We start from the raw sequence: 16043 nt of genomic DNA on the forward strand, positions 1-16043 counted from the left end.
TCCGTTTCACTCCAATGGTCCACACCAATATTGATGAGGTGCCGCACCGGGAATCACTGGCCTGACACCATTCGCAGCGGCCATAGTTGTGCGACTGTCGCGCACCCGCGGCCCACCCGGACGACGACTGGGGGAACCCCGTATGACCAGATCCGGAGACGGATTCACACCTCGCCGCACCGTGCTCGCCGCCGCCTTCGCCGTCACCTCGGCGACCGTGCTGTCCACCGCGGACGCCGCGGCCGCCGAGGCGGTGCGCCCTGCGGCCCGGCCCGCCCGCAGAGCCGCCGCCCCCGCCATCGGCTACCACGGCTGGACCAGCCTCGCCGACTGGCGGGCCGGAGCGGGCGACGGAATCCGCGTCGAGGCCGGAGCCCGCCCCGGCGTGGTCATCTCCCGCCCCGCGGGCACCGCCGACTACACCGATCCGCACACCGGCACCACCGCCGCCTGGGAGTACGCCACCTGGACCTCCCCGATCCACACCCTGCCCCACCCGGCCACCGAGGCGATCGTCTCCTGGAACGCCCGCACCCCGGCCGGCACCTGGATCCAGGCCGAGCTCAAGGGCACTTACTCCGACGGCACCGACACCCCCTGGTATGTGATGGGCCGCTGGACGTCCGGGGACGGCACCGACTCCATCCGGCGGACCTCGGTCGACGACCAGAGCGACGGCAAGAGCGCGGTGTGGACCGACACCTTCTCCGTCGACGACCCGGCGAGCGGGCTGCGGCTCGCCTCGTACCGGCTGCGGCTCACCCTCTACCGCAAGCCCGGCAGCGGGCTGACGCCCAAGGTCTGGCGGGTGGGCGCGATGGGCTCGGACGTCCCCGACCGCTTCGAGGTGCCCGCCTCCACCCCGGGCCTGGCCGGCGGCCGGGAGCTGCCCGTGCCGCGCTACTCGCAGGAGATCCACAAGGGCCAGTACCCGGAGTACGACAACGGCGGCGAGGCGTGGTGCAGCCCCACCTCGTCCCAGATGATCGTCGAGTACTGGGGCCGTAAGCCCACGTCCGAGGACCTGGCCTGGGTCAACCCCGACTACGCCGATCCGCAGGTCTGCCACGCCGCCCGGTACACCTTCGACTACCAGTACGAGGGCTGCGGCAACTGGCCGTTCAACGCCGCGTACGCCGCCACGTACCGCGACATGCAGGGCGTGGTGACCCGGCTCGGCTCGCTGAACGACGCCGAGAAGCTGATCGCCGCCGGCATTCCGGTGATCACCTCCCAGTCCTTCCTCAAGGAGGAGCTGACCGGGGCCGGTTACGGCACCGCGGGCCATCTGATGACCGTGATCGGCTTCACCGCCGACGGCGACGTCATCGCCAACGACCCGGCGTCCGCCGACAACGCGGCGGTCCGCCACGTCTACAAGCGGCGCGAGTTCGAAACGATCTGGCTGCGGACCAAGCGCTACAACGCCCAGGGCAAGGTGGCCTCCGGCACCGGGGGCGTGTGCTACCTGTACTTCCCGGCCAAGCCGACCGCGAGCCAGCGCCGGGCCCTGCAGGAGCTGGGCATCCGCTGAGCCCACCGGCGGCGCCCGGCCCCGGGCGCCGCCCTCCGCCCCTCCTTCGCTGCGCCCCCGGCCATGATCCGAGGTGCGGGCGGGCCCCCGGCTGCCCATCCTGGACAGGGGGAGGTCACCGCCCGCAGCGCGAGGAAGGGTGAATGTTCATGGCCACCCAGCCCGAGCCGCCCGCCTGATGACCGGCGAGGCGGTCCCGTTCGAAACCCCGGACCTGTACGGCGCGTTCCCGCGGCTGACCGAAGAGCAGATCGGGTTCCTGGCCGACCACGGGCGCCGCTTCCCCGTCGAGCCCGGACAGGTGCTGATCCGCGAGGGCGAGCGGGTCACCGAGTTCATGGTGGTCCTGCGCGGCTCAGTGGCCGTCGTGGAGGACTTCGGCGGCCCCGGGGAGCGGATCCTGCGGGTGCACGGCCCAGGGCGGTTCCTCGGCGAGGTGGGGCTGCTCAGCGGCCAGGCCGCCTTCACCACCTCCCAGGCCCGCGAGGCCGGGGAGATCCTGTCCGCGCCGGTCGACCGGGTGCGCGTGCTGGTCGCCCGCGACCCCATCCTCGGCGATCTCATCCTCCGCGCCTACCTGGGCCGCCGCGCCCTGCTGGTCGGCGCGGGCGCGGGCTTCCGCATCATCGGCTCCCGCTATTCGCCGGACACCCGCAGGCTCCGCGAGTTCGCGGCCCGCAACCGGCTGCCGCACCGCTGGATCGACCTGGAGGCGGACCAGGAGGCCGAGGCGGGGCTGCGGCGGTTCTCCATCAGGCCCGAGGAGACGCCGATCGTCATCTGGCGGGAGCGGGAACTGCTGCGCAACCCCAGCAACGCCGAGCTGGCCCGGCTCATCGGACTGACCGCCCCGCCGACCGCCGAGGAGGGCCGCTGCGATGTGCTCATCATCGGCTCCGGCCCGGCCGGGCTCGCGGCCGCCGTCTACGGGGCCTCCGAGGGGCTGTCCACCGTCGTGATGGACGCGATCGCCACCGGCGGCCAGGCCGGCACCTCGTCCCGGATCGAGAACTACTTCGGCTTCCCGTCCGGGATCTCCGGCGCCGAACTCGCCGAGCTGGGCGTCTTCCAGGCGCACAAGTTCGGGGCGGCGGTCCGCGTCCCGGCCGAGGCGACCGCGCTCGCACCGGACGACGGCCGGTACCGCATCGCCCTGGCCGACGGCGGCGAGGTGATCAGCCGGAGCATCGTGCTGGCCACGGGCGCCCGGTACCGCCGCCTGGACGTGCCGGGGATCGAGCGCCTGGAGTCCACGAGCGTGCACTACGCGGCCACCGTGTACGAGGCCCAGCAGTGCCGCGCCGACCCGGTCGCGGTGGTCGGCGGCGGCAACTCCTCGGGCCAGGCGGCGCTCTTCCTCGCGGACCATGTGCCGCGCGCGTATCTGCTGGTCCGGGGCGCCGACCTCAGGGCCAAGATGTCCCGCTACCTCATCGACCGGATCGAGCGCCACCCCCGGGTGAAGGTGCTGTGCAACACCGAGGCGCGCGAGGTGATCGGCGAGGACGCGCTGCGGGCCGTCGTGGTGGAGAACAATCTCTCCGGCGAGCGGCGCAAGCTCGACGTCCGCGCGCTGTTCTGCTTCATCGGGGCGGTGCCCTGCACCGCCTGGCTGGCCGGCTCCCTCGCCCTGGACGACCGCGGTTTCGTGGTCACCGGCGCCCCGGCGCGGGCCCGGGCGGGACCCGCGGCCTGGGAGGGCCATGACCGCGGCTCCATGCCCCTGGAGACCAGTCTGCCGGGGGTCTTCGCGGCGGGTGACGTACGCAGCGGCTCGGTCAAACGGGTGGCCTCCGCCGTCGGCGAAGGGGCGATGGCGATCCACCACGCCCATGAACACCTCAGCCACCTCGCCACCTATGCTCCGCCCGGCCCGCCCCTCGAGCCGGACGGTGGACACAACACATCCGCGGATCACCGAGAGGACGGAGGTGATGGGCGATGAGCATGCCCGTCCGACGTACGCGAAACGAGGGCGCGCTGGAGCGCCAGCGCGGCTGGGCCCGCAGCCCGCTGGCCGAATTCGACGATCTGCTCAACCAGATGGGCGGTCTGCTCGAATCCACGGTCGGCGGCACGATGCCGGGCGCCGCCCTGGCGGCCTGGACGCCGTCCGCCGACGTGTCCGAGACCGACGAGTCCTACCACGTGCAGATCGAGCTCCCGGGCGTCAGCCGGCAGGACGTCGATGTCGAGGTGAGCGGGCCGGAACTGGCCGTTTCGGGGGAGATCAAGGAACGTGAGCGCAAGGGCGTCCTGCGCCGCACCACCCGCCGTACCGGCCGCTTCGAGTACCGGATGCGGCTGCCGAGCGAAGTGAACGCCGAAGGCGTCAAGGCGAGCATGTCCGACGGCGTGTTGTCGATCGACGTCCCCAAGGCGGAGACCACCAAGCTCCGCCACATCGAAATCACCGAGGCCGGCGAGAGCGGGGGCCGCTGACCCCGCCGAAGGAGGCTTCGTCCCGCGGTGGGGCGCGCCCCTTCGGGTGTGTTCCGCCGCGGCCGGCGGACGAACGCGGAACGCCGCGGACGAACGCAGAAGGACGGCAGAAGGACAACGAGATGGTTGCGACAGGCTTTTCCTCGTTCGACACCATGGTCGACAAGGCCAACCGGCTTCTGAAAGAGATCGAAGAGGCGTACGGCTGGCCCAAGGAGCGCCGCAAGCAGTCGTACGCGGCCCTGCGCTCGGTGCTGCACCATCTGCGGGACCGGCTCCCGGTCGATGAGGCCGTGCAGTTCGGCGCGCAGCTCCCGACCTTGTTGCGGGGTGTCTACTACGACGGGTGGCGGCCCGCGCACACACCGGTGAAGATGAACAGTGAAGAATTCTTCAGGCGGGTCCGCGCGGACTTCCCGTACGCGATCGAAGGTGACACCGAGCAATTGGTGCGCACCGTTCTGCAAGCCCTCGAGCGTCATGTCAGCGAAGGCGAGTGGAATGATCTGAAGGCGCGGTTGCCGTCGTCGCTGGCGTCCGTCATGCCATAGCGCCCCCGGATAATTGCCCGGCTCCTCCCGGCTTTTCCGTTCCTGAGGCCGAAAATGACCAAGAAGTGGACTAGTGATTTCCACTTCACCCTCCACAACGGACGGTTGATCAGTAATCTCGGCTCAGCAGCGGGTTGCCCTGCCGCTATTCGTCATGCTCCACTTCCCCGAGGACGCGGACGACCCTGAGGGCGGCCCCGGAAGCCGGAAGAGGGCGAGGAAGTGCAGGACGTGTACTGGCGGCCGAAGGGCGACGACGGAGCAGGCGAGGACGCGGCGGCTCATGGCGGCCGCACCGCGGCGGGGCCCGCGATATGACCTCCGGGCCGGGCGGCGGTCGGAGACCGAGAGACACGGGGGAGAGCACGGCGGCGGATGACGCCCGGATCAGGCGGTTCGCCGAAGTCTGGAGCCGCGCCGTCCACCCGGTGGCGGCGACGACGCTGACCCGTGCCGAATTCGAGGCGCGCCTGGCGCCGCTGGCCCGGCGGCTGAGCGACGCGCTCGGCTCCCAGCCCTTCGACACCGCCCCGGCGTACGAGGTCGGGGCCGCGCTGGTGGGCGCGCAGTGCACCGAACCCGAGGCACTGCCGGCGATCCTGGGCGCGATCGACAGCCATCTGGTGTCGCACTGCCTGCCCGGCGACCGGATGGCCGTGCCCCTGGCGGAGGACGAGGCGCGGGCCCGCTGCACCCGGCTGCAGCACGCCCTGGCCGCCGGGTTCGTCCGCGAGTTGAGAAAGCGCGAACGCGATCAGCACGAGGCCATCTCGCGCGCCGCCGAGGCCGCCCGCACCGCGGCCGAGAAGGCGCTGCACGCCAGCGAGGCCAAGTTCCAGGCGGTGTTCGAGGGCGCGGTCGTCGGCGTCGGGATCTGCGGCCTCGACGGCGAGATCCTGGTCGTCAACGACGCCATGGCCCGGATGTTCGGCGGTATGGACTTCTTCCGCCCCGGCCGCAACGTCAACGAGTTCGTCCACCCCGACGACGCGCCCGGAGTCCACGAGATCTACCGCGAGTTGGTGACCGGCCGGCGCGATCACTTCCGCATCGAGAAGCCCCACTACCGCGACGACGGCAGCGTGCTGTGGACCAATCTCACCGTCACCCTGCTCCGCGACTCGACCGGCGCCCCGCAGTACCAGCTCACCCTCGCCGAGGACATCACCGAGCAGCGGCTGCTGCGTGAGCGGCTGCGCTACGAGGCCACCCACGACGAGCTGACCGGGCTGCCCAACCGCACCCTGTTCCTGGAGCGCCTGGACAAGGTGCTGGCCGGCGAGGCCGACGCCGAGCGCTTCGGCGTCTGCTATCTGGACCTGGACGGCTTCAAATCGGTCAACGACAGCCTCGGGCACATCGCGGGCGACCGGCTGCTCAAGGCCGTCGCCGAGCGGCTGCGGGACTGCGCGGCCGCCCCCGGCGAGCTGCTGGCGCGCGTGGGCGGCGACGAGTTCCTTGCCCTGGTCACCGGCCCCAGCGCCCAGCAGGACGCCACCGAGCTCGCCCGCCGGATGCTCGACGCCCTGGCGGAGCCGGTCCGCGTCGACGGCCGTGAGCTGCTGGTACGCGCCAGCATCGGCGTCGTGGACGGGCCGGCCGGCGAGCTCAGCCGGGCCGAGGTGCTGCGCAGCGCGGACATCACGATGTACCGGGCCAAGGCGGCCGGCGGCAACCGCTTCGAGCTCGCCGACGCCGACTCCAACGCCCAGGTCATCGCGCGCCACAGCCTGACCAACGGTCTGCCCGCCGCCCTGGAGCGGGGCGAGTTCTTCATCGAGTACCAGCCGCTGGTGCGGCTGGCCGACGGCACCGTACGCGGCGCCGAGGCGCTGGTCCGCTGGCTGCACCCCAAACACGGCGTCCTCGGCCCCGACCAGTTCATCCCGCTGGCCGAGGACACCGGGCTGATCGTGCCGCTCGGCCGCTGGGTGCTGGAGCAGGCCGCCCGGCAGGCCCGCGACTGGCGGGACGCCGATGCCGGCGCCGGTGTCGGCGATCAGCTGCGGGTCAACGTCAACCTCTCGCCCTGCCAGCTGAGCCACCCCAGCCTGGTCTCCGACACCGTGGCCGTCCTGGAGGACGCGGGGCTGTGCCCGAGCGCGCTGTGCCTGGAGGTGACGGAGAACGACCTGATCGACGTGGACGAGGACGCGCTGCGCCCGCTGCGCCAACTCGCCGACCTGGGCGTGGACATCGCTCTGGACGACTTCGGCACCGGCTACTCCAACCTCTCGTATCTGCGCCGGCTGCCGGTCTCCACGCTCAAGCTCGACCGCTCCTTCACCCGGGGCATGCAGCGGGCCCCGATCGACCCGGTCGACGTCAAGATCGTGGAGGGCATCGTCTCGCTCGCCCACACCCTCGACCTGGCGGTGACGGTGGAGGGCGTGGAGACAGCGGTCCAGGCCGAGTGTCTACGGGGCCTGGGCTGCGACACCGCCCAGGGCTGGTACTACGCCCGCCCCGGCCCGCCCGAGCGCCTGCACACCCTCGCCCTCGCCGACGCGAGCTGACGCGGGGTCCACGCCCGCGGCGGGGGCTTGTTCCAGCCCCCGCCGCGGGCGGCGGCCGCGTCAGCCCGGCGGGTCGAGCAGCCGGGAGCGGATCAGAAACCGGACGCCCTCCGGGGCCTCCAGGGAGAAACCACTGCCCCGGCCCGGCACCACATCCACCGTCAGATGCGTATGCCGCCACCGCTCGAACTGGTCGGCCGACATCCAGAACCCGACCGGCTCGGCGACGCCCTCCACCGTCAGCGATCCGAGCAGCACATCCGCCGCCCCGGTACGGAACTCGCCCAGCGGATAGCACATCGGCGCGCTGCCGTCGCAGCAGCCGCCCGACTGATGGAACATCAGCGGGCCATGCGCCTCGCTCAGCCGCCGGATCAGCTCCGCCGCGGCCGGGGTCAGCGCGACCCGGGACACCTCGGTCATCAGAAGAACCCCGCTTCCTCTCTTCGCGCCCGACAGTGTGCGTCCTGCTTGGCTGATGGTCAATGGGCGGCGCATCAAGTATCGACATGAATGAACAGAAGTAAAAGCAGTCGTCGCGTGATGGGTCGCCAAAATCAGCGCCCCCGTGCAGGTCGGCAAGCGCTTTCCCTGGTCGTTGAAGCTTTTATCTTTGGTATAGACCTTGACGGGCAAATCAACAGGACCTCACACTGTCGCGCAAACCTGCACGGACGGTTCGGCTGTCGTTTTCCGGCGAGAGCTCTCCGAAGCCCTGTCTCATCCCCCAGGAGAGGGACGACGCTGTGCAACGGACCTCGGGACGTTTCCTGCCCTTGTGGCTCATAACTCTGGTGGCTGCCCTCCTCTTGGCCGGTGTACCCCCGGCCCGGGCGGCAGCGGCCACAGCGATCACCGTGGATGGAGGTCAAGGTGGCCGGACGTTCGACGGGATCGGTGCGATCAGCGGTGGCGGGGGCAACTCCCGGCTGCTGCGGGACTATCCGGCCGCCCAGCAGTCGCAGATCCTGGACTACCTGTTCAAGCCGGGCTACGGCGCCAACCTGCAGTTACTGAAACTGGAGATCGGCGGGGACGCCAACTCCACCGACGGCTCCGAGCCGTCCACCGAACACACGAGAGGGCAGATCAACTGCGACGCCGGCTACGAGTTCTGGCTCGCTGAGCAGGCCAAGGCCCGCTACCCGGACATCAAGTTCTACGGACTGGCCTGGGCGGCCCCGGGCTGGATCAACGGCGGGTTCTGGTCCACCGACACCATCAACTACCTGATCTCCTGGCTGGGTTGCGCCAGACAGCACGGCCTCACCGTCAGCTACCTCGGCGGCTGGAACGAGAAGGGCCACAACGTCGACTGGTATATCCAGCTGCGGTCGGCCCTGGACGACGCCGGATACGACGGCGTGCAGATCGTCGGCGACGACTCGGGCTGGAGCGTCGATGTCCCCGGCTTCAGCCAGGCCAACGGCGCCAAGCCCGCCCTGTGGAGTTGCAACGGCGGCACCAACCAGACCTGGACCTCCTCCACGACCAACCAGCTGACCGTCTACGACTCCAAGTGCCTGGAGGTCACGGGCGGTGCCACCGCCGACGGCAGCCCGGTGGAGATCTGGGACTGCAACGGCGGCACCCACCAGCAGTGGCGGGTGCGTTCCGACGGCAGCGTGGTCAACGTCGGATCCGGCAAATGTCTGGACGCGGTCGGACACGGCACGGCCAATGGCACGGCGCTGGAGATCTGGACCTGCACCGGCGGTGCCAACCAGATCTGGCGGCTGACCTAGCCGGCTCCGGTTCCCACCGGGGCGCAGGCCGCATCCCCGCCATCCGGCGACCGCGTCATGCCTTGTCCTCACCACCTCTCCCCTCGACGAAGGACGCCCATGCCCACACTCAGACCGACCAACCCGCCCAGACACCTGCTGCAACGCTGCCTGGTGGCACTGCTGCTGGCCCTGGCTCCTCTGGCGTTACCGGCATACAGTGCGGCCGCGGCCACCAACTGGACGGTCACCGGTCCGTCCGCGGGCTCCCCGACCGCGGCGCAGGTCACGCTGGACAACGGCACGCTCACCTTCGCGGCATCGAGCAACGGCCGGACCGTGCTGTCACCGTCGCCGATCGGGATCCGCACCAGTGCCGCGGACCTGACGAAAGACCTGACGTTCCTTCGGCGCAGTGACCGGACGGTCACCGAGTCGTACACGATGACCACGGGCAAGCAGCGCACCCAGCGGACCGCTTACACCGAGACGACCCTGTCCTTCTCGGGTACCGGCGGCGCCCGGCTCGACGTCGTGGTCCGCGCCTCGGACACCGGTGTGGCCTACCGCTATGTGCTGCCCGGCAGCGGATCGGTGACCGTGACCGGTGAGGCGTCGTCGTGGACGGTCCCGGCCTCGGCCGACGCATGGCTCGTGCCGCCCCACAGCGAGGACCAGGGCCAGTGGTTCGCCACCACCGCCGGCGGCGCTCCCGCCAACACCTACCGCCAGCCCGCGCTGTTCCGGGTCGGCGGCGCGTACGCGCTGGTGGCCGAGACCGACCTCGACGGCCGGTACGCCGCCTCCAACCTGTCCCACACATCCGGCTCCGGCACCTACACCACCCAGCTGGAGGGCGGGATCACCACCACGCTGCCGCTGTCGACACCGTGGCGCACCGCCGCACTCGGCGACCTGGCGAGCGTCACCCGGTCCACGATCGTCGACGACCTGGCCGCGCCCTCCAAGGTCGGCGACACCTCCTGGATCAAACCCGGCGCCGTTGCCTGGTCCTGGCTGACCGAACACGGCAGCCCGTCCAGCGCGGCCCGGCAGAAGCAGTACATCGACTTCGCCCAGCGCCACGGCTGGGAGTATGTCCTCATCGACGAGGGCTGGTCCTCCTCCTGGGTACCGGACGTCGTGTCCTACGCCAAGGCCAGAGGCGTCCAGGTCATCTTGTGGTTCAACTCCTCCAGCCTGCGCACCGCACAGCAACGCGACCAGTGGCTGACACAGGTCAGGGACTGGGGCGTGGCCGGGGTGAAGATCGATTTCATCTACGAGTACACACAGCCGACCCTCCAGTGGTACGACGCCGTCCTCTCCCAGACCGCAAACCTGAAGCTCATGGTCAACTTCCACGGCGCCGCCATGCCGCGCGGTATGCAGCGCACCTGGCCGCACGTGACCACGGCCGAGGCGGTGTACGGCTCGGAACAGTTCCGCAACCGCGCCGCCTTCAACACCATGCTGCCCTACACCCGTAACGCGATCTCCAGCATGGACTTCACGCCCGTCGTGTTCAGCATGACCGGCCGCGACACCACCGACGCCCACGAACTGGCCACCGGCGTCGTGTTCGAATCCGGCTGGCAGCACTTCGCCGACAGCCCCGAGAGCTACGAGGCACACCCCGAGGCGCTGCGCATCCTCGACCAGCTCCCCACCGCCTGGGACGAGACCCGTCTGCTCGGCGGCAGCCCCGGCAAGGAGGCCTACGTCGCACGTCGCGCCGGCGGGCGCTGGTATGTCGGCGGCATCTCGGCCCTGTCCGCCAAGACCTTCCAGACCCCGCTGTCCTTCCTCGGCGCCGGGCAGTGGCTGGCCGAGACCGTCCGCGACGGCTCCGGCGGCCTGACCCGCGAGACCCGCGTGGTCTCGGGCTCCGACACCCTGTCCGTGCCGGAGGCCGCCAACGGCGGCTTCGTGACGGCGCTGTGCCCGTACACGTCCGGCATGTCGACCTGCTCGTCCCAGGGCCAGGCCGGCGCGCTGAAGGGAAGCCAGTCCGGTCTGTGCGCGGACGTGCCGGGAACGGGTCAGGCCAACGGCACGCAGGTGGCGCTGTGGGACTGCCACGGCCAGGCCAACCAGAACTGGACCGCCTCCCCGACCGGGCAGTTGACGGTCTTCGGCGGGGCGAAGTGCCTGGACGTCAAGGGCGGCGCCGCGGCCGACGGTACGGCGGTGCAGATCTTCGACTGCAACAACTCGGCGGGCCAGCGGTGGACCGTCAACGGCGACGGTACGGTGGTCAATCCCAACTCGGGCAAGTGCCTGGACGCCACCGGGGGCGGCACCACCACCGGCACCCTGCTGCAGATCTGGACCTGCAACGGCGGCTCCAACCAGACCTGGTACCGCGCGAACACCACCGCCGCCTACAAAGGGAAGCAATCCGGCCGCTGCCTGGACCTGCCCGGCGGCAACCAGGCCAACGGCACCCGCCCGGTGCTGTGGGACTGCAACGGCGGCACCAACCAGACCTGGTTCTCCACGGTGAGCGGTGAACTGACCGTCTTCGCCAACCGCTGCCTGGAGGCCACCGGAGGAGCCACCGCCAACGGCACCCCGGTACAGATCTACGACTGCAACGGCACCTACGGCCAGAAGTGGCGGGTCCGCTCCGACGGCACGATCGTCAACCTCGGCTCCGGCACCTGCCTGGACGCGATCGACGCCGGCACGGCCAACGGCACCCGGCTGCAGCTGTGGACCTGCAACGGCGGCGCCAACCAGGTGTGGACGAGGAGCTGACCGGCCCTATCACCATCACTCAGTAGGCGTCACCGCCTGCCGAGGCTCGCTCTCCCCTCTGCCGACGCGCCGTTGCGCAGGACGCGGCGCGTTCCCCACCGGACAACCAAGGAGACCTGCATGAAAACCTCCGCGACAGCGCGCAGAATCACGGCCGCGGCGACAGCCGCACTGGCCCTGACCGCCTGGCCGGTCCTCACTCCGCAGGGCGCAACCGCGCACGCCGCCGTGCCCAGCACCCTCTCGCTCACCATCAAGAACACCTCCGGCCGTTCGGAGCCGCTGTACATCTACGACCTCGGGACCCTGCTCACCAACGCTTCCCGCCCGCAGGGCTGGGCCGACGCGAACGGCACGTTCCACCAGTGGCCGGCCGGCGCCAACCCGCCGGCCCCGGCGCCCGACGCATCCATCGCCGGCCCCGCCAACGGACAGAGCATGACGATCAAGATTCCCCGCTTCTCCGGCCGTATCTACTTCTCCTTCGGCCAGAAGCTGGTCTTCAAGCTGGCCACCGGCGGCCTGGTCCAGCCCGCGGTGCAAAACCCCAGCGACCCCAACCGCAACATCCTGTTCAACTGGTCGGAGTACACCCTCGACGACGGCGGCCTGTACATCAACAGCACGCAGGTCGACATGTTCTCCGCCCCCTACGCGGTCGGCGTGAAGAACACCGCCGGCACCGTCAAGAACACCGGCCACCTCAAGACCGGCGGCTACAACGGCTTCTTCAACGCCCTCAAGGGACAGCCCGGCGGCTGGGGCAACCTCATCCAGACCCGCTCCGACGGCACGATCCTGCGCGCACTCTCGCCCGCCCACGGTCTGGAAACCGGTGCGCTGCCCGCCTCGACCATGGACGACTACGTCAACCGGGTCTGGCAGAAGTACAGCACCTCGACCCTGACCGTGACGCCCTTCGAAAACGAACCCGGAAACAAGTTCTACGGCCGGGTGTCGGGCAACACCATGAATTTCACCAACAGCTCGGGCGCGTTCGCCACCAGCTTCCAGAAGCCGGACGCCGACAGCATCTTCGGCTGCCACAAGCTCCTCGACGCCCCCAACGACCGCGTGCGCGGGGCCATCTCCCGCACCCTGTGCGCCGGCTTCAACCGCTCCACCCTGCTCACCAACAGCAACCAGCCCGACACCAGCGCGGCCGACTTCTACAAGGACGTGGTCACCAACCACTACTCCCGCAAGATCCATGCTCAGATGGCCGACGGCAAGGCCTACGGTTTCGCCTTCGATGATGTCGGCCACTTCGAGTCCCTGGTCAGCGACGCCAACCCCGAGCAGGCGTACATGACTCTGGACCCCTTCAACTAGGGCGCGTCAGCCAAGGTTTGCCCCCACCAGCGTCTGGGCGGAGTGGGCAACGAGAAGGTCGAGAAGGGCGCCTGACGGGCATCTTGTCTGGTCAGGCGCCCTTTTCTGCGTCTAGAAGAAGCCGAGCTTCTTGGGGGAGTAGCTGACCAGCAGGTTCTTCGTCTGCTGATAGTGGTCCAGCATCATCTTGTGGGTCTCGCGGCCGATGCCGGACTGTTTGTAGCCGCCGAATGCCGCATGCGCCGGGTAGGCGTGGTAGCAGTTGGTCCATACCCGGCCCGCCTGGATGGCCCGCCCGGCGCGGTACGCGGTCGTGCCGTTACGGGTCCACACACCGGCGCCCAGCCCGTACAGCGTGTCGTTGGCGATCTTGATCGCGTCGTCGAAGTCGGCGAACGGGGCCACGGCCACCACCGGACCGAAGATCTCCTCCTGGAAGACCCGCATATGGTTGGCGCCCTCGAAGACCGTGGGCTCCACGTAGTAGCCGCCAGCCAGCTCGCCGCCCAGTTCCGCGCGGGCGCCCCCGGTCAGCACCCGGGCGCCCTCCTGCCGGCCGATGTCCAGGTAGGACAGGATCTTCTCCAGCTGGTCGTTGGAGGCCTGGGCGCCCAGCATGGTGTCGGTGTCCAGCGGATGGCCCTGGGTGATCTTCTCCGTACGGGCCACGGCCGCGGCCATGAAGTCCCGGTAGTGGCCCTGCTGCACCAGGGCGCGCGAGGGGCAGGTGCACACCTCGCCCTGGTTGAGGGCGAACATGGTGAACCCCTCAAGGGCCTTGTCCAGGAAGTCGTCGTTCTCGGCCGAGACGTCGTCGAAGAAGATGTTCGGGCTCTTGCCGCCGAGCTCCAGCGTCACCGGCTTCAGATGCTCGCTCGCGTACTGCATGATCAGCCGCCCGGTGGTGGTCTCGCCGGTGAAGGCGACCTTGGCCACGCGGGCGCTGGAGGCCAGCGGCTTTCCGGCCTCCACGCCGAAGCCGTTGACGATGTTGAGCACGCCCGGCGGCAGCAGATCGGCGACCAGGCTCAGCCACAGGTGGATGGAGGCCGGGGTCTGCTCGGCGGGCTTCAGGACCACCGCGTTGCCCGCGGCCAGCGCCGGGGCGAGCTTCCACGTGGCCATCAGGATCGGGAAGTTCCACGGGATGATCTGGGCCACCACGCCCAGCGGCTCATGGAAGTGGTACGCGACCGTGTCGTCGTCGAGCTGCGAGAGGCTGCCCTCCTGCGCCCGGATCGCCCCCGCGAAGTAGCGGAAGTGGTCGATGGCCAGCGGGATGTCGGCGGCCAGCGTCTCGCGTACCGGCTTGCCGTTCTCCCAGCTCTCGGCGACCGCGAGCGCTTCGAGATTCTCCTCCATTCGGTCGGCGATCTTCAGCAGCACCGAGGCGCGCTCGGCGGGCGAGGTGCGGCCCCAGGCGGGGGCCGCCGCGTGGGCGGCGTCCAGGGCCCGCTCGACGTCCTCGGCGGTGCCCCGGGCGATCTCGGTGAACGGCTGTCCGTTGACCGGGGTCGGGTTCTCGAAGTACCCGCCCCGCTTGGGCGGCACATACTCGCCGCCGATCCAGTGGTCGTAGCGCGGCTGGTAGCTGACGACCGAGCCCTCGGATCCCGGGCTTGCGTAACGAGGCATGGGCGGCCCTCCCAGTTCGTCGTGTGCGTGAGTCGTGTGCGTGAGGGGTTACGTCGGCGGCGAGGCTAGAGGCCGGTACGTTGCACGGACGTTGCGCGCCGCACCGGCCCCCGGGGGTCGTCGGCGTACGGACCGCCGTCGGCCGTCAGCCCGTACGCCGCGCGCAGCCGCCGCACCCGGGGCAGCAGCGACGCCCGGCCCGGGGCGTGCGCCGGAAGGGCGGCCAGCAGGGCCTCGCCGGCCTCCAGGTCCTCCTCGCCCCACGGCGTACGGGCCCACCACCGCAGCAACTCCAGATCGCCGCAGGCCAACACGGTGCGGCGCACGTCCTCCTCCAGGATCCGGCGCATCCGGCACACCCCCGGCGCCTCCGACAGCGGCAGCAGCGGCCCCGCGTACGCGCGCACCGCCGCATGCGCGTTCCCCGCCGCCAACTCCTCCGCCACGGCCGCCACATCGGTCCGCACGGGCGCGCACAGCCGGTAGGGGCGCGAGCCCAGCAGCGGCCCCACCAAGCGGCGCAGCCGCGACAGCTCCGCGCGCAGGGTGACCGGGGAGCGCCGGTCCGCCTGCTCCCCGTACAGCTCCAGGGCCAGCCGGTCGCCGCTCAGGCCCTCCGGATGGGCGGCCAGCAGCACCATGATCTCGCTGTGCCGCGGTCCGAGCCGCAGCCGCCGCCCGTCGGTCAGCAGCAGCGCCTCGTCCCGCCCCAGCGCCGTGAGCAGCACCCGCGGGCCCTCCGTGCGCGGCGCCTCGGCCGCCAGCCGGCCCTCGGCGGCCCGTGCGGTCGCCTGGACCAGGGCCAGGCTGTGCGGGGCCGCCAGATGGTCGCCGCCGGTGATGTCGACGGCGCCCAACAGCCGCCCGGTGTGCGGATCGTGCACCGGGGCGGCCGCGCAGGTCCAGGGCTGCACCGCGTGGCGGTAGTGCTCGGCGGCGAAGATCTGCACCGCGTGGTCCACGGTGAGCGCCGTGCCCGGCGCGTTGGTGCCCGCGTGCCGCTCGTCCCAGCGCGCCCCCGCCACGAAGTTCATCCGCTCGGCCTCGTGCCGTACGCCGGTGTGCCCCTCCACCCACAGCATGCGGCCCTGCTCGTCACAGACCGCGAGCAGATGCGCGCCGTCGTGGGCGATGGTGCCCAGCAGCTCGCGGAACAGCGGCATCACCCGGGCCAGCGGATGGTCCGCGCGGTACGCCTCCAACTCGGCGTCCGCCAGGTCGATCGGCGCCAGCCCTTCCTGGCCCACCCGCGCTCTGGCCGAACGCCGCCAGGAGTCCGCCACCACCGGGCGGACGGCCGACGAGACCGCCCCCTCGGTCATAAACGCCTCATGGGCGCGGCGCACCGCGCGGACGCGCTCCGCCGGATCCGCGCCCGACGCCATCGCCAGCCAGGGGTTGCCCACAGGTACCTCACTCGAGGTCACGGTCGGTCAGGTCAGCCTCGGGCGGCGCGGGAGAGCCGAGCGGCACCGGCCGCCCCGATTCCTCACACTCTCCTGCGCGCGGGCCCGCCCGCAAGAGCCCGGACGGCGCCGGTCCACGCCGA

At 70.7% G+C, this 16043-nt stretch carries 11 protein-coding genes; 8 read left to right on the plus strand and 3 right to left on the minus strand.

Annotation, left to right across the window (positions count from 1 at the left end):
* The first annotated feature begins 142 nt into the window (after positions 1-142).
* From CCN51_RS45515 to CCN51_RS45535, 5 genes are all read left to right on the plus strand, one after another.
* Positions 143-1534: a peptidase C39 family protein gene (locus CCN51_RS45515; protein ID WP_014174919.1), complete on the plus strand. Its 1392-nt coding sequence runs from the start codon at positions 143-145 to the stop codon at positions 1532-1534.
* Positions 1535-1712: 178 nt separating this feature from the next.
* Positions 1713-3479 carry an FAD-dependent oxidoreductase gene (locus tag CCN51_RS45520; protein WP_014174918.1) on the plus strand — a complete coding sequence of 589 codons (1767 nt, stop codon included), beginning with the start codon at positions 1713-1715 and terminating at the stop codon, positions 3477-3479.
* A complete protein-coding gene (locus CCN51_RS45525) occupies positions 3476-3976 on the plus strand; it encodes an Hsp20/alpha crystallin family protein (protein WP_014174917.1) in 501 nt (166 codons plus the stop codon). Before CCN51_RS45520 ends, CCN51_RS45525 begins: the two co-directional genes overlap by 4 nt.
* Before the next feature lie 122 nt (positions 3977-4098).
* On the plus strand, positions 4099-4527 hold the full coding sequence (locus tag CCN51_RS45530) for a DUF2267 domain-containing protein (protein ID WP_014174916.1): 429 nt from the start codon (positions 4099-4101) through the stop codon (positions 4525-4527).
* A 314-nt stretch (positions 4528-4841) separates the two neighbouring features.
* On the plus strand, positions 4842-7043 hold the full coding sequence (locus tag CCN51_RS45535) for a putative bifunctional diguanylate cyclase/phosphodiesterase (protein WP_043486401.1): 2202 nt from the start codon (positions 4842-4844) through the stop codon (positions 7041-7043).
* A 60-nt stretch (positions 7044-7103) separates the two neighbouring features.
* On the opposite strand, the gene CCN51_RS45540 is transcribed toward CCN51_RS45535, so the two are convergent.
* Positions 7104-7466 (minus strand): DUF779 domain-containing protein, encoded by a 363-nt coding sequence (locus tag CCN51_RS45540; RefSeq protein ID WP_014174914.1) that lies wholly within the window; start codon positions 7464-7466, stop codon positions 7104-7106.
* Positions 7467-7828: 362 nt separating this feature from the next.
* Between CCN51_RS45540 and CCN51_RS45545 the strand changes: the two genes are divergently transcribed.
* From CCN51_RS45545 to CCN51_RS45555, 3 genes are all read left to right on the plus strand, one after another.
* Entirely contained in the window at positions 7829-8788 is a 960-nt protein-coding gene (locus CCN51_RS45545) for a ricin-type beta-trefoil lectin domain protein (RefSeq protein ID WP_264349572.1), read from the plus strand.
* A gap of 99 nt (positions 8789-8887) precedes the next feature.
* Positions 8888-11527 (plus strand): glycoside hydrolase family 97 protein, encoded by a 2640-nt coding sequence (locus CCN51_RS45550; RefSeq protein WP_014174912.1) that lies wholly within the window; start codon positions 8888-8890, stop codon positions 11525-11527.
* A gap of 120 nt (positions 11528-11647) precedes the next feature.
* Positions 11648-12859 carry a beta-1,3-glucanase family protein gene (locus CCN51_RS45555; protein ID WP_014174911.1) on the plus strand — a complete coding sequence of 404 codons (1212 nt, stop codon included), beginning with the start codon at positions 11648-11650 and terminating at the stop codon, positions 12857-12859.
* A 111-nt stretch (positions 12860-12970) separates the two neighbouring features.
* On the opposite strand, the gene adh is transcribed toward CCN51_RS45555, so the two are convergent.
* Positions 12971-14494 carry an aldehyde dehydrogenase gene (adh, locus tag CCN51_RS45560; RefSeq protein ID WP_014174910.1) on the minus strand — a complete coding sequence of 508 codons (1524 nt, stop codon included), beginning with the start codon at positions 14492-14494 and terminating at the stop codon, positions 12971-12973.
* A 65-nt stretch (positions 14495-14559) separates the two neighbouring features.
* Positions 14560-15900: a GAF domain-containing protein gene (locus CCN51_RS45565; RefSeq protein WP_014174909.1), complete on the minus strand. Its 1341-nt coding sequence runs from the start codon at positions 15898-15900 to the stop codon at positions 14560-14562.
* Positions 15901-16043 lie beyond the last annotated feature (143 nt).

This window comes from Streptomyces milbemycinicus (assembly GCF_002154605.1).
GTDB classification, from domain to species: domain Bacteria; phylum Actinomycetota; class Actinomycetes; order Streptomycetales; family Streptomycetaceae; genus Streptomyces; species Streptomyces milbemycinicus.